This is a genomic window from Streptomyces daliensis (genome assembly GCF_054782395.1).
Genome location: NZ_BAAGSO010000069.1, coordinates 1 through 18,660 on the forward strand (window position 1 = coordinate 1; position 18,660 = coordinate 18,660).

26 protein-coding genes are annotated in these 18,660 nt (G+C 68.4%); 24 read left to right on the forward strand and 2 right to left on the reverse strand.

The features are described 5' to 3' along the window. Positions 1-48: 48 nt before the first annotated feature. Together ACYVOO_RS15575 and ACYVOO_RS15580 are read right to left on the reverse strand one after the other, a co-directional pair. Complete coding sequence (locus ACYVOO_RS15575) at positions 49-4,116, reverse strand: putative T7SS-secreted protein (protein ID WP_461016253.1); 4,068 nt, start codon at positions 4,114-4,116, stop codon at positions 49-51. Beyond that, complete coding sequence (locus ACYVOO_RS15580; RefSeq protein ID WP_461016254.1) at positions 4,116-4,820, reverse strand: hypothetical protein; 705 nt, start codon at positions 4,818-4,820, stop codon at positions 4,116-4,118. Before ACYVOO_RS15580 ends, ACYVOO_RS15575 begins: the two co-directional genes overlap by 1 nt. 682 nt (positions 4,821-5,502) lie before the next feature. On the opposite strand from ACYVOO_RS15580, the gene rpsJ reads away from it, so the two are divergent. The 24 genes from rpsJ (at position 5,503) to map (ending at position 18,401) form a co-directional block, all read left to right on the forward strand. Further along, complete coding sequence (gene rpsJ / locus ACYVOO_RS15585; RefSeq protein WP_159481494.1) at positions 5,503-5,811, forward strand: 30S ribosomal protein S10; 309 nt, start codon at positions 5,503-5,505, stop codon at positions 5,809-5,811. A gap of 14 nt (positions 5,812-5,825) precedes the next feature. Beyond that, positions 5,826-6,470 carry a 50S ribosomal protein L3 gene (gene rplC, locus ACYVOO_RS15590; protein ID WP_453346795.1) on the forward strand — a complete coding sequence of 215 codons (645 nt, stop codon included), beginning with the start codon at positions 5,826-5,828 and terminating at the stop codon, positions 6,468-6,470. Between the two features lie 8 nt (positions 6,471-6,478). Next, positions 6,479-7,135 (forward strand): 50S ribosomal protein L4, encoded by a 657-nt coding sequence (gene rplD, locus ACYVOO_RS15595; protein WP_453346794.1) that lies wholly within the window; start codon positions 6,479-6,481, stop codon positions 7,133-7,135. Continuing rightward, positions 7,135-7,467 carry a 50S ribosomal protein L23 gene (gene rplW / locus ACYVOO_RS15600; protein WP_453346793.1) on the forward strand — a complete coding sequence of 111 codons (333 nt, stop codon included), beginning with the start codon at positions 7,135-7,137 and terminating at the stop codon, positions 7,465-7,467. The genes rplD and rplW overlap by 1 nt, the downstream gene beginning before the upstream one ends. 40 nt (positions 7,468-7,507) lie before the next feature. Continuing rightward, on the forward strand, positions 7,508-8,344 hold the full coding sequence (gene rplB, locus ACYVOO_RS15605; protein ID WP_453346792.1) for a 50S ribosomal protein L2: 837 nt from the start codon (positions 7,508-7,510) through the stop codon (positions 8,342-8,344). A gap of 15 nt (positions 8,345-8,359) precedes the next feature. Beyond that, positions 8,360-8,641, forward strand: coding sequence for a 30S ribosomal protein S19 (rpsS, locus tag ACYVOO_RS15610; protein ID WP_453346791.1), 282 nt, complete (start codon positions 8,360-8,362; stop codon positions 8,639-8,641). Positions 8,642-8,683: 42 nt separating this feature from the next. Further along, positions 8,684-9,031: a 50S ribosomal protein L22 gene (gene rplV, locus ACYVOO_RS15615; RefSeq protein WP_453346891.1), complete on the forward strand. Its 348-nt coding sequence runs from the start codon at positions 8,684-8,686 to the stop codon at positions 9,029-9,031. Beyond that, complete coding sequence (gene rpsC / locus ACYVOO_RS15620) at positions 9,031-9,885, forward strand: 30S ribosomal protein S3 (RefSeq protein ID WP_461016255.1); 855 nt, start codon at positions 9,031-9,033, stop codon at positions 9,883-9,885. Before rplV ends, rpsC begins: the two co-directional genes overlap by 1 nt. A 5-nt stretch (positions 9,886-9,890) precedes the next feature. Beyond that, positions 9,891-10,310, forward strand: coding sequence for a 50S ribosomal protein L16 (gene rplP / locus ACYVOO_RS15625; RefSeq protein ID WP_453346789.1), 420 nt, complete (start codon positions 9,891-9,893; stop codon positions 10,308-10,310). Further along, positions 10,310-10,534: a 50S ribosomal protein L29 gene (gene rpmC, locus ACYVOO_RS15630; RefSeq protein ID WP_345748018.1), complete on the forward strand. Its 225-nt coding sequence runs from the start codon at positions 10,310-10,312 to the stop codon at positions 10,532-10,534. Before rplP ends, rpmC begins: the two co-directional genes overlap by 1 nt. Continuing rightward, positions 10,534-10,821: a 30S ribosomal protein S17 gene (gene rpsQ / locus ACYVOO_RS15635; protein ID WP_461016256.1), complete on the forward strand. Its 288-nt coding sequence runs from the start codon at positions 10,534-10,536 to the stop codon at positions 10,819-10,821. Before rpmC ends, rpsQ begins: the two co-directional genes overlap by 1 nt. A 118-nt stretch (positions 10,822-10,939) precedes the next feature. Then, on the forward strand, positions 10,940-11,308 hold the full coding sequence (rplN, locus tag ACYVOO_RS15640) for a 50S ribosomal protein L14 (RefSeq protein ID WP_016473418.1): 369 nt from the start codon (positions 10,940-10,942) through the stop codon (positions 11,306-11,308). A gap of 2 nt (positions 11,309-11,310) precedes the next feature. Next, positions 11,311-11,634 carry a 50S ribosomal protein L24 gene (rplX, locus tag ACYVOO_RS15645; protein WP_453346787.1) on the forward strand — a complete coding sequence of 108 codons (324 nt, stop codon included), beginning with the start codon at positions 11,311-11,313 and terminating at the stop codon, positions 11,632-11,634. Next, positions 11,634-12,194 (forward strand): 50S ribosomal protein L5, encoded by a 561-nt coding sequence (rplE, locus tag ACYVOO_RS15650; RefSeq protein WP_461016257.1) that lies wholly within the window; start codon positions 11,634-11,636, stop codon positions 12,192-12,194. Before rplX ends, rplE begins: the two co-directional genes overlap by 1 nt. A 2-nt stretch (positions 12,195-12,196) precedes the next feature. After that, a complete protein-coding gene (locus tag ACYVOO_RS15655) occupies positions 12,197-12,382 on the forward strand; it encodes a type Z 30S ribosomal protein S14 (protein WP_208876095.1) in 186 nt (61 codons plus the stop codon). A 266-nt stretch (positions 12,383-12,648) separates the two neighbouring features. Beyond that, positions 12,649-13,047 (forward strand): 30S ribosomal protein S8, encoded by a 399-nt coding sequence (gene rpsH, locus ACYVOO_RS15660; protein ID WP_453346785.1) that lies wholly within the window; start codon positions 12,649-12,651, stop codon positions 13,045-13,047. Positions 13,048-13,070: 23 nt separating this feature from the next. Next, on the forward strand, positions 13,071-13,610 hold the full coding sequence (rplF, locus tag ACYVOO_RS15665) for a 50S ribosomal protein L6 (protein ID WP_453346784.1): 540 nt from the start codon (positions 13,071-13,073) through the stop codon (positions 13,608-13,610). 2 nt (positions 13,611-13,612) lie between these two features. After that, positions 13,613-13,996: a 50S ribosomal protein L18 gene (gene rplR / locus ACYVOO_RS15670; protein WP_453346783.1), complete on the forward strand. Its 384-nt coding sequence runs from the start codon at positions 13,613-13,615 to the stop codon at positions 13,994-13,996. Positions 13,997-14,040: 44 nt separating this feature from the next. After that, positions 14,041-14,643 (forward strand): 30S ribosomal protein S5, encoded by a 603-nt coding sequence (gene rpsE / locus ACYVOO_RS15675; RefSeq protein ID WP_453346782.1) that lies wholly within the window; start codon positions 14,041-14,043, stop codon positions 14,641-14,643. Beyond that, the gene (gene rpmD / locus ACYVOO_RS15680) at positions 14,643-14,825 is read left to right on the forward strand and encodes a 50S ribosomal protein L30 (protein WP_453346781.1); all 183 of its coding nucleotides are present in this window, start codon (positions 14,643-14,645) and stop codon (positions 14,823-14,825) included. The genes rpsE and rpmD overlap by 1 nt, the downstream gene beginning before the upstream one ends. A gap of 1 nt (position 14,826) precedes the next feature. Next, positions 14,827-15,282, forward strand: coding sequence for a 50S ribosomal protein L15 (gene rplO / locus ACYVOO_RS15685; RefSeq protein WP_453346780.1), 456 nt, complete (start codon positions 14,827-14,829; stop codon positions 15,280-15,282). A 161-nt stretch (positions 15,283-15,443) separates the two neighbouring features. Then, positions 15,444-16,757 carry a preprotein translocase subunit SecY gene (secY, locus tag ACYVOO_RS15690; protein WP_453346779.1) on the forward strand — a complete coding sequence of 438 codons (1,314 nt, stop codon included), beginning with the start codon at positions 15,444-15,446 and terminating at the stop codon, positions 16,755-16,757. Continuing rightward, positions 16,757-17,407 carry an adenylate kinase gene (locus tag ACYVOO_RS15695; protein ID WP_461016258.1) on the forward strand — a complete coding sequence of 217 codons (651 nt, stop codon included), beginning with the start codon at positions 16,757-16,759 and terminating at the stop codon, positions 17,405-17,407. Before secY ends, ACYVOO_RS15695 begins: the two co-directional genes overlap by 1 nt. 157 nt (positions 17,408-17,564) lie before the next feature. After that, positions 17,565-18,401, forward strand: a complete 837-nt coding sequence (gene map, locus ACYVOO_RS15700; RefSeq protein WP_461016259.1) for a type I methionyl aminopeptidase — start codon at positions 17,565-17,567, stop codon at positions 18,399-18,401. The last annotated feature ends 259 nt before the right edge of the window (positions 18,402-18,660 follow it).

The following is an 18,660-nucleotide window of genomic DNA, read 5'->3' on the forward strand; positions in this document are numbered from 1 at the left end:
GGAGCGAGGCGGGCACGGTGGAACCTGCACTGACTGTCTGACCTGTGGTTATGTCCATGCCTCCACAGTCCGCCGACCTTCCCCGGTTGGCAAAGCATTTGGGTCGTGGTATTGGCCTGGGAAGCGGAGAGGGGTGTACGTCGTGGCGTCGGTGTTCCATGTCGTGGTGCCCCAGAGGGTGGTGCGGGTGCGCCAGGCGATGGTGCCCCGTTCGTCGACCAGTTCGGTGGGGGTGCCCACCAGGTCGGTGACGATCGCGTAGAAGCGGGCGTCTATTTCGCGCTGGGTGGTCTCGTCGGTGAGGCGTTCCGTCTGGGTCAGCGGGGTGAAGCCCCGGTGGTCCCAGGTGAGGGTGACGGGGTGGGGGAGGGCAGGGGCGTGGGTGGTCTGTTCGACGAGGGTGGGGCCGTCCCAGGTGAAGTCGACGCGTTCCGTCGCGGAGTGCTTCGCGACGCGGCGGCCCAGGGGGTCGTACGCGTAGTGCCAGACGGTGCCGTCGGGCGTGGTCACCGACGTGAGGCGGTCCTCCGCGTCCCAGGTGTGGCGCCAGGTGTCCGGCTTCTTCGAGAGGCGGGCCTTCTGGCGGAGGGTGATGCGCCCGGCGCCGTCGTGCTCGTAGCGGACCCGGCCCGCCGACGTGATCGCCGTGCCCGCGTACGTACGGGGCCCTGTCGCCTCCGGCGCGGCGTGGTCAGCGGGCCAGGACGCGTCCGTCTGGTTGCCCGCCTCGTCGTACGCGTACCGCTCCGTCCAGCCCCGCGCGCGGACCGCCGTCACGCGGCCGACCGCGTCCAGGTCGAAGGTGCTGCGCCCGGCGAGGAGGTCGTCCACGGCCGTGAGGTAGCCGTCGGGGCGGTAGGTGTACGCGCGGTGCTGCACCTGGGCCGTGTGCGGCGCGGTCAGTGACTGGGAGGTCAGCAGGCCCGACGGGTCCCACGTCTGGGTGAGGGTGAGGCCCTCGGGGCCGATGCGGCGCTCCGTCTCGCGGCCCGCCGCGTCGTGGGCGAAGTCCAGGGTGTGGCCGGAGGCCGTCAGCGAGGTGCGGTTGTCCGCCGCGTCGTACGTGCTGGTGGAGACGGCCCCGGTCGGGGTGACGCGGCGGACGCGGCGGCCCAGCGCGTCGTACGTGTGGGTGAGGGCGCGGCCGTTGACCAGCTCCGTTCTGACGCGGCCCAGCTTGTCGCGCTGATAGCGGATCGAGGCATCGGGACCGGCCGCTTCCATGAGGCGGCCCGCCGAGTCATAGGCGTACGTGGTGACCGCGCCCGCCGCGTCCTTGCGCGAGATGCGTCCCAGCGCGTCCCGCTCGTACGCGATCTCCTCGCCGAGCGGGGTCGTACGGCGCACCAGCGCGCCCGCCGCGTCCAGCTCGTACCGCTGCTCGCGGTCGTCGAAGTCGCGCTCCGCGACCAGGCGGCCCGCCGGGTCGTAGGTGTAGGACCAGGTCAGGCCCTGTGGGTTCCGCACCTCCGTCAGCCGCAGCTCGGCGTCGTACGCGAACTCGTGCCGGACGCCGTCCGGGCCCGTGCGGGCTGTCACGGCGTCGAAGTGGGTGTACTCGTACGTCGTCGCGCCGCCCGCCGCATCGACGTGGCGCGTGCAGTTGCCCTCGCCGTCCCACTCCCAGCGCTCCGTCGCACCGTCCGGCGTGGTGCGGTGGCGCAGCTTGCCCTCGACGGTCCAGGACAGCTCCGTGACCGCGCCCAGCGGGTCCGTGACGCGGACGGGGCGGCCGAAGGCGTCGCGCGCGTAGCGGGTGACCGCGCCCAGGGGGTCGGTGATCTCGACGGGGAGGCCCGCCGCGTCGCACCGCACGCGCGTCACCGCGCCCAGGGCGTCGGTCACCGTCGCGAGGTGGCCGCGGCCGTCGTACGTGTAGTGGGTGGTGTGGCCCGCGGGGTCCGTGAGGGAGGTGCGGTTGCCGCGCTCGTCCCACTCCTGGCGCCAGACGGCGCCGTCCGGGTCCGTGACGACCGTGGGGAGGCCCAGACGGTTCCGGACGACGGACGTCGTCGTGCCGTCGGGGCGTGTCACCCCGGCCGGGCGGCCCGCCTCGTCGTACGTGAACGTCGTCGTCCCGCCCCGTGCGTCGGTGTGGGACAGCGGGCGGTTGTGCGCGTCCCGCTCCGTGGCGGTGCGGTGGCCCAGCGGGTCGATCTCGCCGGACTCCAGGCCGTGCCCGTCGAAGAGGGTCCGCGTCGCGTGTCCGGAGGCGGTCGTCAGCGTGGTGACCCGGTGCCCTGTCGCCGCGTCGGTGCCGTCGTAGTCGACGCGGACCTGCATATGACCCTCGGTGCCGCCCTCGGCGATGCAGCGGTGCAGGTTGTCGTAGACGTAGTCGTAGCGGCGGCCGTTGGTGTCGGTCCAGGCGATGACGCGGCGCTCGTCGTCGTACTCGAAGCGCAGGGGGCGCCCGGAGGAGTTGGTGACGGCGGTCAGGCCGCCGTCGGTGTAGGCGTAGGACATGACCCGCTGGACGGTGCCGTCGGGCTGTACGAGGCCGAGCGCCGTGACGCGGCCGTCCTCGGTCGTCAGCGTCACCTCGTAGCCGCCGCTGTGGACCAGCCGCGCGGGCGCGCCCGTGGCCGGGTCGTACTCGAAGGTGATGCTGTCGCCGTTGCGGTCGGTGAGCTGCTCGATCCGGGCCGTGCCGTCCCCGCCGGTGCCGTCCCCGCCCGTGCCGCCCGCGTACGAGGTGTCCTCCGGTGGCGCGAAGTGCCGCGTCCACCCCGTGTCGGGGTCCGTGAGCGTGTAGCCGCCGTCCGGGGTGCGCTCCAGGGGCATGCGGGCCGCGCCCGCCGACGGCAGGGTGGGGACGCCGGGCGCCGGGTGCGGGTACGACAGCAGGCGCCCGTCCTCCGCGACGAGGACGACGCCCTCCGCGTCGATCTCCAGCCGCTGGTCGACCGTCGAGGACCAGGACGGGCCGAACCAGCGCCCCAGCCGGTAGCCGGACTCCACGCGGCGGGTGAAGACGAGCGGCAGGGCTCCGGCGAGTGCCAGATCGGTCTGGGGCAGATACATGCGCCCCGTGGACAGATCGATGGGGTCGGAGTTCTTGGACGGGGTCTCCTCGGTCTTCCGCGCCGACTGCGCGGGCCCCTTCTCCTGGAGCGCGCCGCGCCCATCCGACGCCTCCTTCGCGAGCTTCCCAGCCCGCCCCGCCTTCGTCGCCATGCCGAGGCCCTTTGTGCCCAGCAGCTCGGGGAAGAGGCGGCCCAGGCCCTCGGCGCCGTCCTTCTGGAAGGTGTCCCACATCTGCTTGCCGGTGCCGACGGGGTCGTTGGCGACGCGGGCGAGCCCTGTGACCGTGGAGTTGAGGTGGGTGGCGTACTCGGCGGGGTGCGTGACGTTGTACGGGTCCAGCGGGTTGATGCCGCGCACGAAGTTGTTGAGGCCCGCGGTGCCCTTGACGATGCCCCCGGCGAGGTGGGTGGCGTCGAGCTGCATGCCGGTGAGGCCGTCGCCGACCTGGTCCGCGTAGTCGGGCTTGGGCGGGGCAGCGTCTCGGGCGGCCTGTACGGCGCTGCGCGCGCGGGCCGCCGCCGCGTCGCGCTGGGCGCGGGCCTCGTTGAGCTGCTCCGCTCCCTCCTTCTTCTTGTCGTCCTTGTACTTGGCGATGGCCTCGCGGGCCTGGCCCTGGGCCCACTCCACGGTGTGCGCGAAGTCCTCCAGCGCTCCGGCGGCCTTCTCGCAGGCGTCAGCGGCCTTGATCCACTTGGCCGGTTCCAGCCCGACCTTCTCCCAGAAGGCGTCCGCTGCCTTGCCCCTCAGCGTCCCCTCGTGCAGGCCGCCCAGGCCCTTGGCGACGTCGTCGAACGCGGACTTGAAGTCCGCGAGGTGCCCTGCGGTCGCGCGCAGCTTGCCTGGGCTGCCGTAGACCAGCTTCGCGGGGTCGTCGCTCTGGTCCAGTTGCAGCTCGGCCACGTCGGCGCCGAGCCTGTTCGCCGCCGAGCGCGAGGTGCCCCGCACCCAGTCGGCGCCGCCCTCCCAGCCCGCCTCGTCGAGCCGGTCGGCGCCCCAGTTGCCGATGCCCTCGATGCTGTCGCCCGCGTCCTCGACGAGCTCCTCGCCCTTGTCCTCGACGGAGTCCGGTACGAAGTCACGCCACCCCATCAGCCCTCGCCCCCTTGTCCCCGCCCCTGCTGCTCCGCCGCCCGTTCCTCGGGGGAGGGGCCGAACCACTCGTCCCGCTGCTCCTCGACCTGCTCGTCGCTGACGCCGGACATCTCCTGGGCGAGATCCGTGTACATGCCGCCGCGCCCCGTGGAGGTGACCTCCCTGGCGGTGTCCTTCCAGTCCTGGCCGATGTCGTCGCCCGCACGCTCGAAGGACTCGGCGCTGTAGTCCGGCGCGTCGGGCGTCATGATGTCGCCCCAGCCCTGCTCGGCGACGTCCTCCTCGCTCGCGTGCGGGTTGCCGGTGTAGGAGACCGAGTTCAGCGCGATCTTGAACGTCCCCGCCGCGTACCGGTCCTCCTCGTAGGCCATGCCCGCTGCCAGCCCGAGGCGCTGCGCCAGGCCGTTCGCGTTCTGGACCAGGGCGCGCACGCCCCACTCCCACCTCTCGCAGAAGTCCTCGAAGTCCCCCGCCAGACCGGGGTGCCCCGCCTCCATGTGCGTGAGGGACAGCTCTTCGAAGCCCGCGCCCTGGAGCGAGGAGGTCGCCGAGCTGCCGGACTCCTTCAGCTCGCCGATGGCCTTCTTGAGCCCCTTCTCGATCAGATCGAGGGACTCCTTGTTCCAGTTGACGTCGCCCTGACCGCCGCCCTGACCGCCGCCCTGACCGCCCCCGCGGCCCTCGCCGTCTCCGGCACCCATCGCGCGCGCCTCCCCCCTGCCCGGTTTCTGCCCGCCCCTGGCCCGTCTCAAGGAGTCACGCTAGGCAAGTACGTGCGACACCGCGCAAGGGTGTTCCCGGCACGATGTCACCACCGCCCGCGCCCGCCCCGCGCCGTAACGTCCGTCACACCCGCACCCCGCGCCCGTACCCGAAAAGCGGTCGGCCGTATCTCTCTGTCACGGCATCGAGGGCTTGCGGAGGTATGGGGGAGTCTGGTAATGCTGCGCGGCTGGAGCGCCGTCGGCCCGTCACCGGGTCGCTGCCGGGCTCCGTAGGGGCCGACGAGGCCCGTGGGTGCCGGTCAACCCGGGCGTGACGCCGGTTGGCGTGACCCAAACGCACTGTGGCACACTGTCCAGGTTGCTCGGTTGAGTGCCGATGCTGTGCGCCTCCCGCCGGGAGGACCGGAAGCGAGTCCCAGCGTATTCGTCGTCCCTTATCAGGGACGGAAATACGGGAATCTTCCGGGAAGCGCAGGAGGGGCTTCCAGCCAGGGCACCCGGTGGGTCATACCGCCTCTTCCTCCCCAGGAAAACCTCATTCGGAGAAATTCGAGTAGGGGCACGACACGCCCGACCGCGTGGGTCGGCCCGACGGGGTGAGGGGGCACGGGACCCACGGGGTCCAGAGCGTTACGAGAGACAGGACTACGAAGTAGCCATGGCGGGACAGAAGATCCGCATCCGGCTCAAGGCCTACGACCACGAGGTCATCGACACCTCGGCGAAGAAGATCGTCGAGACGGTGACCCGCACTGGTGCGTCGGTCGCGGGCCCGGTGCCGCTGCCCACTGAGAAGAACGTGTACTGCGTCATCAAGTCGCCGCACAAGTACAAGGACGCGCGCGAGCACTTCGAGATGCGTACCCACAAGCGCCTGATCGACATCCTCGACCCGACGCCGAAGACCGTTGACTCGCTGATGCGCCTGGACCTTCCGGCCGGCGTCGACATCGAGATCAAGCTCTGAGGGGTGCGCTGAAGATGGCTAAGCAGATCAAGGGCGTCCTGGGCGAGAAGCTCGGCATGACCCAGGTCTGGGACGACAACAACCGCGTTGTCCCCGTGACCGTAGTCAAGGCCGGACCCAATGTCGTCACCCAGGTCCGCACCGCAGACAAGGACGGCTACGAGGCCGTCCAGATCGCCTTCGGCGAGATCGACCCGCGCAAGGTGAACAAGCCCCTCAAGGGCCACTTCGCCAAGGCCGACGTCACCCCGCGCCGCCACCTGGTGGAGCTGCGCACCTCCGACGCCAGCGAGTACACGCTCGGCCAGGAAGTCAGCGCCGACACCTTCGAGGCAGGCGGCAAGGTCGACGTCACCGGAAAGTCCAAGGGCAAGGGCTTCGCAGGTGGCATGAAGCGGCACGGCTTCCACGGCGGCAAGGCATCGCACGGTGCCCACCGCGTGCACCGCAAGCCGGGCGCCATCGGTGGCTGCGCCACCCCGGGCCGCGTCTTCAAGGGCACCCGCATGGCTGGCCGTATGGGCAATGAGCGGGTCACCACCCAGAACCTGACCGTCCATGCCGTTGACGCGGAGAAGGGCCTGCTGCTCATCAAGGGCGCAGTCCCCGGTCCGAACGGCGGCCTCGTCCTGGTCCGTACCGCGGCCAAGGGGGCCTGAGGTAACCGATGAGCACCATTGACATCCTTTCGCCGGCAGGCGACAAGGCCGGGACCGTCGAGCTCCCCTCGGAGATCTTCGACGTGCAGGTCAGCGTTCCGCTGATCCACCAGGTCGTCGTCGCCCAGCTGGCCGCTGCCCGTCAGGGCACGCACAAGACCAAGACGCGCGGCGAGGTCCGCGGCGGCGGCAAGAAGCCGTACCGCCAGAAGGGCACAGGCCGCGCCCGTCAGGGTTCGGTCCGCGCTCCGCAGTTCGCAGGCGGTGGCGTCGTCCACGGCCCGCAGCCGCGTGACTACTCGCAGCGGACCCCGAAGAAGATGAAGGCCGCCGCGCTGCGCGGTGCCCTCTCGGACCGGGCCCGCCACGACCGCGTCCACGTCGTCTCCGGCGTGGTCGAGGGCGAGGTCTCCACGAAGGCGGCGAAGACGCTGCTGGGCAAGATCAGCGAGCGCAAGCACGTGCTGCTGGTCGCCGAGCGCGCCGACGAGGCCGCGTGGCTCTCCGCCCGCAACCTGCCCCAGGTGCACATCCTGGAGCCGGGGCAGCTCAACACGTACGACGTGCTCGTCTCCGACGACGTGGTCTTCACGAAGGCCGCCTTCGAGTCCTTCGTGACCGGCCCGAAGCAGGCCGGGGCTGAGCTCGAAGGGAGCGACGCCTGATGAGCGAGCAGACTGTCGCCGAGGTCACCAGCAAGACGTTCACGGACCCCCGTGACCTTCTGATCAAGCCGGTGGTCTCGGAGAAGAGCTACGCGCTGCTGGACGAGAACAAGTACACGTTCATCGTCGACCCGCGCGCCAACAAGACCCAGATCAAGCAGGCCGTCGAGGCGGTCTTCTCGGTCAAGGTCACCGGGGTCAACACGATCAACCGGCAGGGCAAGCGCAAGCGCACCCGCACCGGTTACGGGAAGCGCGCCGACTCGAAGCGCGCCATCGTGACCCTCGCTGAGGGCGACCGTATCGACATCTTCGGCGGCCCCGTCTCCTAACGGAGACAGGAGCCGTCCGATATCGGACGAGGACTGAGAAATGGGTATCCGCAAGTACAAGCCGACGACTCCGGGCCGTCGTGGCTCCAGCGTCGCCGACTTCGTCGAGGTCACGCGGTCCACGCCGGAGAAGTCGCTGGTCCGCCCGCTGCACAGCAAGGGCGGCCGTAACAACGCCGGTCGTGTGACCGCTCGCCACCAGGGTGGTGGGCACAAGCGCGCCTACCGCGTGATCGACTTCCGTCGGCACGACAAGGACGGCGTGCCGGCGAAGGTCGCGCACATCGAGTACGACCCCAACCGCACCGCGCGCATCGCGCTCCTGCACTACGCCGACGGCGAGAAGCGCTACATCCTCGCGCCGCGCGGCATCGAGCAGGGCCACCGGATCGAGAACGGCCAGGGCGCCGACATCAAGCCGGGGAACAACCTGCCGCTGCGCTACATCCCGGTCGGTACGACCATCCACGCCATCGAGCTGCGGCCCGGCGGCGGCGCGAAGTTCGCCCGCTCCGCCGGTGCGTCCGTGCAGCTCCTGGCCAAGGAGGGCCGCATGGCCCACCTGCGCATGCCGTCCGGTGAGATCCGCCTGGTCGACGTCCGCTGCCGCGCCACCGTTGGCGAGGTCGGCAACGCCGAGCAGTCGAACATCAACTGGGGCAAGGCCGGCCGCATGCGCTGGAAGGGCGTCCGCCCGACCGTTCGCGGTGTCGTGATGAACCCGATCGACCACCCGCACGGTGGTGGTGAGGGTCGTACCTCTGGTGGTCGTCACCCGGTGTCGCCGTGGGGCCAGAAGGAAGGCCGTACGCGCTCGCCGAAGAAGGCCAGCAACAAGTACATCGTCCGCCGCCGCAAGACGAACAAGAAGCGCTAGGAGGCGGGGTTTTCGATGCCGCGCAGTCTCAAGAAGGGGCCCTTCGTAGACGCCCACCTCATGAAGAAGGTGGAAGCGCAGAACGAAGCGGGCACCAAGAACGTCATCAAGACCTGGTCTCGCCGCTCGATGATCGTCCCGGCGATGCTGGGCCACACGATCGCGGTGCACGACGGCCGTAAGCACGTCCCGGTGTTCATCACCGAGTCGATGGTCGGCCACAAGCTCGGCGAGTTTGCGCCGACCCGCACCTTCCGCGGCCACGTCAAGGACGACCGCAAGTCGCGTCGTCGTTGATGGGCGGGGTGTGAAGACATGACTGACACCGAAGGGACAACCATGGAAGCCAGGGCCCAGGCGCGCTACGTGCGTGTCACGCCCATGAAGGCCCGCCGGGTGGTGGACCTCGTCCGTGGCATGGCTGCCACGGAGGCTCAGGCGGTCCTGCGTTTCGCCCCGCAGGCCGCGAGCGTGCCGGTGGGCAAGGTGCTGGACAGCGCCATCGCCAACGCCGCGCACAACTACGACCACACGGACGCCGACAGCCTCTACATCTCCGAGGCGTACGTCGACGAGGGCCCGACCCTGAAGCGGTTCCGGCCGCGCGCCCAGGGCCGCGCCTACCGGATCCGCAAGCGGACGAGCCACATCACCGTGGTCGTGAGCAGCAAGGAAGGAACCCGGTAATGGGCCAGAAGGTAAACCCGCACGGGTTCCGGCTCGGCATCACCACCGACTTCAAGTCGCGGTGGTACGCCGACAAGCTGTACAAGGACTACGTCAAGGAAGACGTCGCGATCCGCAAGATGCTCACGCAGGGCATGGAGCGGGCCGGCATCTCCAAGGTGGAGATCGAGCGCACGCGTGACCGCGTCCGCGTCGACGTCCACACCGCCCGGCCGGGCATCGTCATCGGCCGCCGCGGCGCGGAGGCCGACCGTCTCCGGGGCAACCTGGAGAAGCTGACCGGCAAGCAGATCCAGTTCAACATCCTCGAGGTCAAGAACCCCGAGACGGACGCGCAGCTCGTGGCCCAGGCGGTCGCCGAGCAGCTGTCCTCCCGCGTCTCGTTCCGTCGCGCCATGCGCAAGAGCATGCAGACGGCGATGAAGGCCGGGGCCAAGGGCATCAAGATCCAGTGCGGCGGCCGTCTCGGCGGCGCCGAGATGTCCCGCTCGGAGTTCTACCGCGAGGGCCGTGTGCCCCTGCACACGCTCCGCGCGAACGTCGACTACGGCTTCTTCGAGGCCAAGACCACCTTCGGCCGCATCGGCGTGAAGGTCTGGATCTACAAGGGCGACGTCAAGAACATCGCTGAGGTCCGCGCCGAGAACGCCGCCGCCCGGGCGGGCAACCGCCCGTCGCGTGGTGGCGGTAACGACCGCCCCCGTCGTGGTGGCGAGCGTGGCGGTCGTGGCCGCAAGCCGCAGCAGCAGAATGGCGCCGCTGCCGAGGCCCCCAAGGCCGACGCGCCGGCTGGCGCCGGGGCTGAGAGCACCGACTCCGCTGGTCTGTCCGGCTCCGCCGGAAGGGAGGCCTGACCACAATGCTGATCCCTCGCAGGGTCAAGCACCGCAAGCAGCACCACCCGAAGCGCAAGGGCATGGCGAAGGGTGGCACCGAAGTTGCTTTCGGTGAGTACGGCATCCAGGCCGTCACCGCCGCGTACGTGACGAACAGGCAGATCGAGGCAGCTCGTATCTCCATGACCCGTCACATCAAGCGCGGCGGCAAGGTCTGGATCAACATTTACCCGGACCGCCCGCTGACCAAGAAGCCCGCTGAGACCCGCATGGGTTCCGGTAAGGGTTCGCCGGAGTGGTGGATCGCGAACGTCAAGCCCGGTCGGGTGATGTTCGAGCTGTCCTACCCGAACGAGAAGATTGCCAAGGAGGCGCTGACCCGCGCCGCCCACAAGCTTCCGATGAAGTGCCGGATCGTTCGGCGCGAGGCAGGTGAGTCGTGATGGCGGCCGGAACCAAGGCGTCCGAGCTGCGCGAGCTGGGCAACGAGGAGCTTGTCGGCAAGCTTCGCGAGTCCAAGGAGGAGCTGTTCAATCTCCGCTTCCAGGCGGCGACCGGACAGCTTGAGAACCACGGCCGTCTCAAGGCCGTGCGCAAGGACATCGCCCGGATCTACACCCTGATGCGTGAGCGCGAGCTGGGCATCGAGACGGTGGAGAGCGCCTGATGAGCGAGACGAATGTGACTGAACAGAGGCAGCAGGACCGCGGCTTCCGCAAGACCCGCGAGGGTCTGGTCGTCAGCGACAAGATGGACAAGACCGTCGTCGTCGCCGTCGAGGACCGCGTCAAGCACGCGCTGTACGGCAAGGTCATCCGCCGTACGAACAAGCTCAAGGCGCACGACGAGCAGAACGCCGCTGGCGTCGGCGACCGCGTCCTCCTCATGGAGACCCGGCCGCTGTCCGCGACCAAGCGCTGGCGCATCGTCGAGATCCTCGAGAAGGCCAAGTAATTCTCCGAGGCCCCAGAAAAGTACATGGGGGCCCCTCGGAGTTCGTTCCGCCAGGCTCCCGGGGCCGGCTCGCTGAGAGTCGGCCCCGGGGGAACCGGCAGACACACAGGAGATAGACGTGATCCAGCAGGAGTCTCGGCTTCGCGTCGCCGACAACACGGGTGCGAAGGAAATTCTCACCATCCGTGTGCTCGGCGGCTCGGGCCGGCGCTACGCGGGCATCGGTGACGTCATTGTCGCTACCGTCAAGGACGCGATCCCGGGCGGGAACGTGAAGAAGGGCGACATCGTCAAGGCTGTCATCGTGCGCACCGTGAAGGAGCGCCGCCGCCCCGACGGCTCGTACATCCGCTTCGACGAGAACGCGGCCGTCATCCTCAAGAACGATGGCGACCCCCGCGGCACCCGTATCTTCGGCCCGGTGGGCCGTGAGCTGCGCGAGAAGAAGTTCATGAAGATCATCTCCCTCGCGCCGGAGGTGCTGTGACCATGAAGATCAAGAAGGGCGACCTGGTTCAGGTCATCACCGGCAAGGACAAGGGCAAGCAGGGCAAGGTCATCGCGGCCTTCCCCCGCGAGGACCGCGTCCTGGTCGAGGGTGTCAACCGGGTCAAGAAGCACACCAAGGCCGGCCAGACCGCTCGTGGTTCGAAGACCGGCGGCATCGTGACGACCGAGGCCCCCGTTCACGTGAGCAACGTTCAGCTCGTCGTGGAGAAGGACGGCTCGAAGGTCGTGACCCGCGTCGGTTACCGCTTCGACGAGGACGGCAACAAGATCCGCGTTGCCAAGCGGACCGGTGAGGACATCTGATGACTGCCACCACTGAAGCCCCGCGCCTCAAGCAGCGCTACCGCTCCGAGATCCAGGGCAAGCTCCAGGACGAGTTCTCGTACGAGAACGTCATGCAGATCCCTGGCCTGACCAAGATCGTGGTCAACATGGGTGTGGGCGACGCCGCCCGCGACTCCAAGCTGATCGAGGGTGCCATCAAGGACCTCACCACGATCACCGGCCAGAAGCCCGCCGTGACCAAGGCCCGTAAGTCCATCGCGCAGTTCAAGCTGCGTGAGGGCCAGCCGATCGGTTGCCACGTGACGCTTCGCGGCGACCGCATGTGGGAGTTCCTCGACCGCCTGCTGTCGCTCGCGCTGCCGCGCATCCGCGACTTCCGCGGTCTGTCGCCGAAGCAGTTCGACGGCAGGGGCAACTACACCTTCGGTCTCACGGAGCAGGTCATGTTCCACGAGATCGACCAGGACAAGATCGACCGGGTCCGGGGCATGGACATCACCGTGGTCACGACGGCGTCCAACGACGACGAGGGTCGGTCCCTCCTTCGTCACCTCGGCTTCCCGTTCAAGGAGAACTGATCATGGCGAAGAAGGCTCTGATCTCCAAGGCCAGCCGGAAGCCGAAGTTCGCGGTGCGTGGCTACACGCGCTGCCAGCGCTGCGGCCGTCCGCACTCTGTCTACCGCAAGTTCGGCCTGTGCCGCGTGTGCCTTCGTGAGATGGCTCACCGTGGCGAGCTGCCGGGCGTGACCAAGAGCTCCTGGTAACCCTCCGCACAATGTCCGCCGACCGGTGAACCGCCCCTGAGCGGGAGCCGGATGGCGGCAGGAGGGCCAGCCAGGACTCTCGGTAAGAGCATCAAGGACGGCGCGGAGTCCGATCCCGCATGGCTTAGCCTTGTGGGGTTGGGCGCCCGCCGCCCATGACCGTCTTACTACGCCGTAGGTCCCCGCACCCCACCCGTCCCGTCCTCGCACGGGGAGAGGGAGGGCGCATACAGGAAACCCCGGCGAGAGAGGCCGAAGGCCATCACATGACCATGACCGATCCGATCGCAGACATGCTGACGCGTCTGCGAAACGCGAACTCGGCGTACCACGACACCGTCGTGATGCCTCACAGCAAGATCAAGTCGCACATCGCGGAGATCCTCCAGCAGGAGGGCTACATCACCGGCTGGAAGACCGAGGACGCCCAGGTGGGCAAGAGCCTCGTTCTCGAGCTGAAGTTCGGCCCGAACCGCGAGCGCTCGATCGCAGGCATCAAGCGGATCTCGAAGCCGGGTCTGCGGGTCTACGCAAAGTCCACCAACCTGCCGAAGGTGCTCGGCGGCCTGGGCGTGGCGATCATCTCCACGTCGCACGGTCTCCTCACCGACAAGCAGGCGCAGAAGAAGGGCGTGGGTGGGGAAGTCCTCGCCTACGTCTGGTAACGGAAGGGAACGGAGGCAAAGCAATGTCGCGAATCGGCAAGCTCCCCATCCAGGTTCCCGCCGGTGTGGACGTCACCCTCGATGGCCAGACGGTCAACGTGAAGGGCCCCAAGGGCGCCCTCTCGGTCACCGTTTCCGCGCCCATCGAGATCGCCAAGGGCGAGGACGGCGAGATCGTCGTCACCCGGCCCAACGACGAGAGCCGGAACAAGGCCCTGCACGGCCTGTCCCGCACGCTGGTGGCGAACATGATCACTGGCGTGACCGCGGGATTCAGCAAGGACCTCGAAATCAGCGGTGTGGGTTACCGCGTCCAGGCCAAGGGCTCCAACCTGGAGTTCTCGCTGGGCTACAGCCACCCGATCCTGATTGAGGCGCCGGAAGGCATCTCCTTCAAGGTCGAGTCGCCGACCAAGTTCTCGGTCGAGGGCATCGACAAGCAGCAGGTCGGCGAGGTCGCCGCGAACATCCGCAAGCTGCGGAAGCCCGACCCGTACAAGGCCAAGGGCGTCAAGTACGCGGGCGAGACCATCCGCCGCAAGGTCGGAAAGGCTGGTAAGTAGCCATGGCATACGGCGTGAAGATCGCTAAGGGCGACGCCTACAAGCGCGCCGCCGCCAAGCGCCGTCACATCCGCATCCGCAAGAAGGTCTCGGGCACGCCCGAGCGCCCTCGCCTGGTCGTGACGCGCACGAACCGCGGTATCACCGCTCAGGTCATCGACGACGTCGCGGGCCACACGCTGGCCTCGGCCTCGCACCTGGACAGCTCTGTCCGCGGTGGCGAGTCCGGCAAGGGCGAGCAGGCCAAGCAGGTCGGCGCACTGGTCGCCGAGCGTGCGAAGGCCGCGGGTGTCGAGGCCGTCGTGTTCGACCGCGGTGGCAACAAGTACGCAGGGCGGATTGCCGCTCTGGCTGACGCCGCCCGCGAGGCCGGGCTCAAGTTCTGAGCCAGGTTCCGAGCTAGCGGACGTAAACGAGAGAGGTAATTCCAATGGCTGGACCCCAGCGCCGCGGTGGCGGCGCCGGTGGCGGCGAGCGGCGGGACCGTAAGGGCCGGGACGGCGGCGCCGCCGCCGAGAAGACCGCGTACGTCGAGCGCGTCGTCGCGATCAACCGCGTCGCCAAGGTAGTGAAGGGTGGTCGTCGCTTCAGCTTCACCGCGCTGGTCGTGGTGGGCGACGGTGACGGCACCGTGGGTGTCGGTTACGGCAAGGCCAAGGAGGTGCCGGCCGCCATCGCCAAGGGCGTTGAGGAGGCCAAGAAGCACTTCTTCAAGGTCCCCCGTATCCAGGGCACGATTCCCCACCCGATCCAGGGTGAGGAAGCCGCGGGCGTCGTGCTGCTCAAGCCGGCTTCGCCCGGTACCGGTGTGATCGCCGGTGGCCCGGTGCGTGCCGTGCTGGAGTGCGCGGGCATCCACGACGTGCTGAGCAAGTCGCTCGGCTCGTCGAACCCGATCAACATCGTGCACGCCACGGTGGGTGCTCTTCGCGGGCTTCAGCGCCCCGAGGAGATCGCCGCCCGTCGCGGTCTGCCGCTCGAGGACGTTGCACCCGCCGCTCTGCTGCGGGCGCGTGCCGGGGTGAGTGCGTAATGGCTCGCCTGAAGATCACGCAGTCGCGTTCCGTCATCGGGACCAAGCAGAACCACAGGGACACGCTGCGGACCCTCGGTCTGAAGCGCGTCAACGACGTGGCCGTGCGTGAGGACAGCCCCGTGGTCCGGGGTCAGCTGCACACCGTGCGGCACCTCATCACGGTCGAGGAGGTCGACTGAGATGGCGGAGAACAACCCGCTGAAGGTCCACAACCTCCGGCCGGCTCCTGGCGCCAAGACCGCCAAGACCCGCGTGGGTCGTGGTGAGGCGTCCAAGGGCAAGACCGCTGGTCGTGGCACCAAGGGCACCAAGGCCCGCTACCAGGTGCCGGAGCGCTTCGAGGGTGGGCAGATGCCGCTGCACATGCGGCTGCCCAAGCTCAAGGGCTTCCGGAACCCCGCCCACAAGCACTTCCAGGTGGTGAACCTGGAGAAGCTGGCCGCGCTCTACCCCGAGGGTGGCGAGGTCACGGTGGCCGATCTGGTCGCCAAGGGCGCTGTTCGCAAGAACGAGCTCGTGAAGGTGCTCGGCACCGGCGAGATCTCCGTCGCGTTGCAGGTGACCGTCGACAAGGTCTCCGGCTCCGCGCAGGAGAAGATCACCGCAGCCGGTGGCACCGTCACCGAACTTGTCTGAGTTCGTTGACTGACAGGCCGGGGATGTCCCAACGGGGCATCCCCGGTCAGTCGTTCCACGGCGGGCACGGTCGCCGGTAAGGTGGCGTGCACTGTTGATATCTGTCGATCCTCAAGACCGTCACCTCTCGCGTAGCGAACGCGGGGGGCGCAGGAGGCACCGTGCTCACCGCGTTCGCCCGGGCGTTTCAGACGCCCGACCTGCGCAAGAAGCTGCTCTTCACGCTGGCCATCATGGTGCTCTTCCGGCTCGGGGCACACATTCCGGTTCCAGGCGTCAGCTTTGAGAACGTCAACCAGTGCATGAAGGAGGCCTCAGGAAGCCAGGGGCTCTTCGGGCTGGTCAATATGTTCAGCGGTGGTGCGCTGCTGCAGTTGACCATCTTCGCGCTCGGCATCATGCCGTACATCACGGCGAGCATCATCCTCCAGCTGCTCGTCGTGGTCATCCCGCGTCTCGAAGCCCTCAAGAAGGAGGGCCAGGCGGGCCAGGGGAAGATCACGCAGTACACGCGTTATCTCACCGTGGCGCTGTCCGTCCTCCAGGCGACCGGCCTGGTGGCGACGGCACGCAGCGGCTCCCTCTTCCCCCAGTGCCAGGTGCGCGACCAGATCATTCCCGATCAGTCCATCTTCACGACCATCACCATGGTCATCACGATGACGGCCGGTACGGCGCTCATCATGTGGCTCGGTGAACTGGTCACCGACAAGGGCATCGGCAACGGCATGTCGATCCTCATGTTCACCTCGATCGCCGCGGGCTTCCCCGGGGCTCTGTGGGCCATCAAGAAGCAGGGCAAGCTGGCCGACGGCTGGATCGAGTTCGGCGCCGTCATCGTCTGCGGTCTCGCCATGGTGGCGCTCGTCGTCTTCGTCGAGCAGGCACAGCGCAGGATTCCCGTGCAGTACGCGAAGCGCATGATCGGCCGCCGCAGCTACGGTGGTACGTCCACCTACATCCCGCTGAAGGTCAATCAGGCGGGTGTGATTCCCGTCATCTTCGCGTCGTCGCTGCTCTACATTCCGGCACTGATCGTTCAGTTCAGCGGATCCCAGGCGGGCTGGGCCGAGTGGATTCAAGCCCACTTCGTCAAGGGCGACCACCCGATCTACATCGCCACGTATTTCCTGCTGATTGTCTTCTTCGCCTTCTTCTACGTCGCCATCTCCTTCAACCCCGAAGAAGTTGCCGACAACATGAAGAAGTATGGTGGCTTCATCCCGGGTATCCGGGCAGGTCGTCCCACGGCGGAGTACCTGAGCTACGTGCTGAACCGCATCACGTGGCCGGGGTCGCTCTATCTGGGTCTGATCGCACTGGTTCCGACGGTCGCGCTGATCATGTTCAACGCTCAGCAGGACTTCCCGTTCGGCGGGACGAGCATCCTGATCATCGTGGGTGTCGGGCTTGAGACCGTGAAGCAGATCGAGAGCCAGCTTCAGCAGCGCCATTACGAAGGGTTCCTCCGCTGATGCGTATCGTCCTCGTCGGACCGCCTGGCGCGGGTAAGGGAACGCAGGCGGCGTTCCTGGCCAAGAACCTGTCGATCCCGCACATCTCGACGGGCGACCTCTTCCGCGCCAACATCAGCCAGGGCACCCCGCTCGGGCAGCAGGCGCAGGAGTACATGCGGGCGGGTCAGCTCGTACCGGACGAGGTCACCATAGGGATGGCGCGCGACCGCATGGAGGAGTCGGACGCCGAGGACGGCTTCCTGCTCGACGGCTTCCCGCGCAACATCGCCCAGGCCGAGGCGCTCGACGCGCTTCTGGAGGAGAAGGGCACGAAGCTCGACGCCGTTCTCGACCTGGAGGTCCCCGAGGACGAGGTCGTGAAGCGGATCGCCGGACGGCGCATCTGCCGCAGCGACAGCAGCCACGTCTTCCACGTCGAGTACAGCCCTCCGAAGAAGGACGGCGTGTGCGACGCGTGCGGCGGCGAGCTGTATCAGCGTGACGACGACCGCGAGGAGACGGTGCGCAAGCGCCTCGCGGTCTACCACAGCGAGACCGAGCCGATCATCGACCACTACAAGGCGCAGGATCTGGTCACGACGATCTCCGCGCTGGGCAAGGTCGGCGAGGTGACGGAGCGCGCCATGCGCGCTCTGGGACGGGACTGACGCGACGGCCCTGCGGGGCCGCGCGGTCCGTCCGGCCACGGTCGCGGTGCCCTTCGGGGTGCCGCGGCCGTATCGTGTAAGGGGCACGTCCGTGCGCGGGTGCGCGCGGGAAGTGCGACGTAGTCGGTTCCAGGAAGTCCAGGAAGGCGTCAGCCGCATGGTGGAGATCAAGACCCCCGAGCAGATCGCGAAGATGCGCGCGGCCGGGCTGGTGGTCGCCGCGATGCACAAGGCGTGTGCCGAGGCCGCCGTGCCGGGCGCGACGACGAAGGACCTGGACGAGGTCGCGGCCAAGGTGCTGGCCGACCACGGCGCCAAGCCGAACTTCCTGGGGTACGGCGGCTTCCCCGGCAACATCTGCACCTCCGTCAACGACGTCGTGGTCCACGGCATCCCGGACCGCGAGACCGTGCTGAAGTCCGGCGATCTGCTCTCCATCGACGCGGGCGCGATCATCGACGGCTGGCACGGCGACGCGGCGCTGACGGTCTTCGTCGGCGAGGGGCACGCGGCCGAGCTGCACGAGCTGAGCAGGGTGACGGAGGAGTCGATGTGGGCGGGCATCGCCGCCGTCCGCAAGGGCAACCGCCTGGTGGACGTCTCCAAGGCCATCGAGGGCTACATCCGCCGCCAGCCGCGTCCGGCCTCCGGCAAGTACGGGATTGTCGAGGACTACGGCGGCCACGGCATCGGCTCCCAGATGCACATGGACCCGCACCTGCTGAACTACGTGGACCGCCGCCGTGGCCGAGGCCCCAAGCTGGTGCCCGGGATGTGCCTGGCCATCGAGCCCATGGTGAGCCTCGGCACGGCCAAGACCCACGTCCTCGAGGACGACTGGACGGTCAAGACGAACGACGGCACCTGGTCCAGCCACTGGGAGCACTCCGTCGCGCTGACCGAGGAGGGGCCCGTCGTGCTGACGGCTCCGGACGGCGGCAAGGCGAAGCTGGCGGAGCTGGGCGTGACGGCGGCTCCCGACCCGCTGGGCTGACCCGCTGGGCCGAGCGCCCCCTTCGCGGGCCCCGCAGGTGTCGTGGGAGCGGCGGCGTGGGGGCGGCGTGACGCCGGGTGACGGCGGGCCGCGTAATGCGCCGGACCGGTCACGTCGAGTGATGATTTGGCCGGAATCCGGCCGTTCGACGGTTATTGATCTTGGAGTTCGGGGAGAATCCACGAATTCGTCTTTCCGGGTGGTTGTGGCGTAGACTGGCTCGTCGGTCCAGGTGTATCCGTATGCCCGGACCACCCCA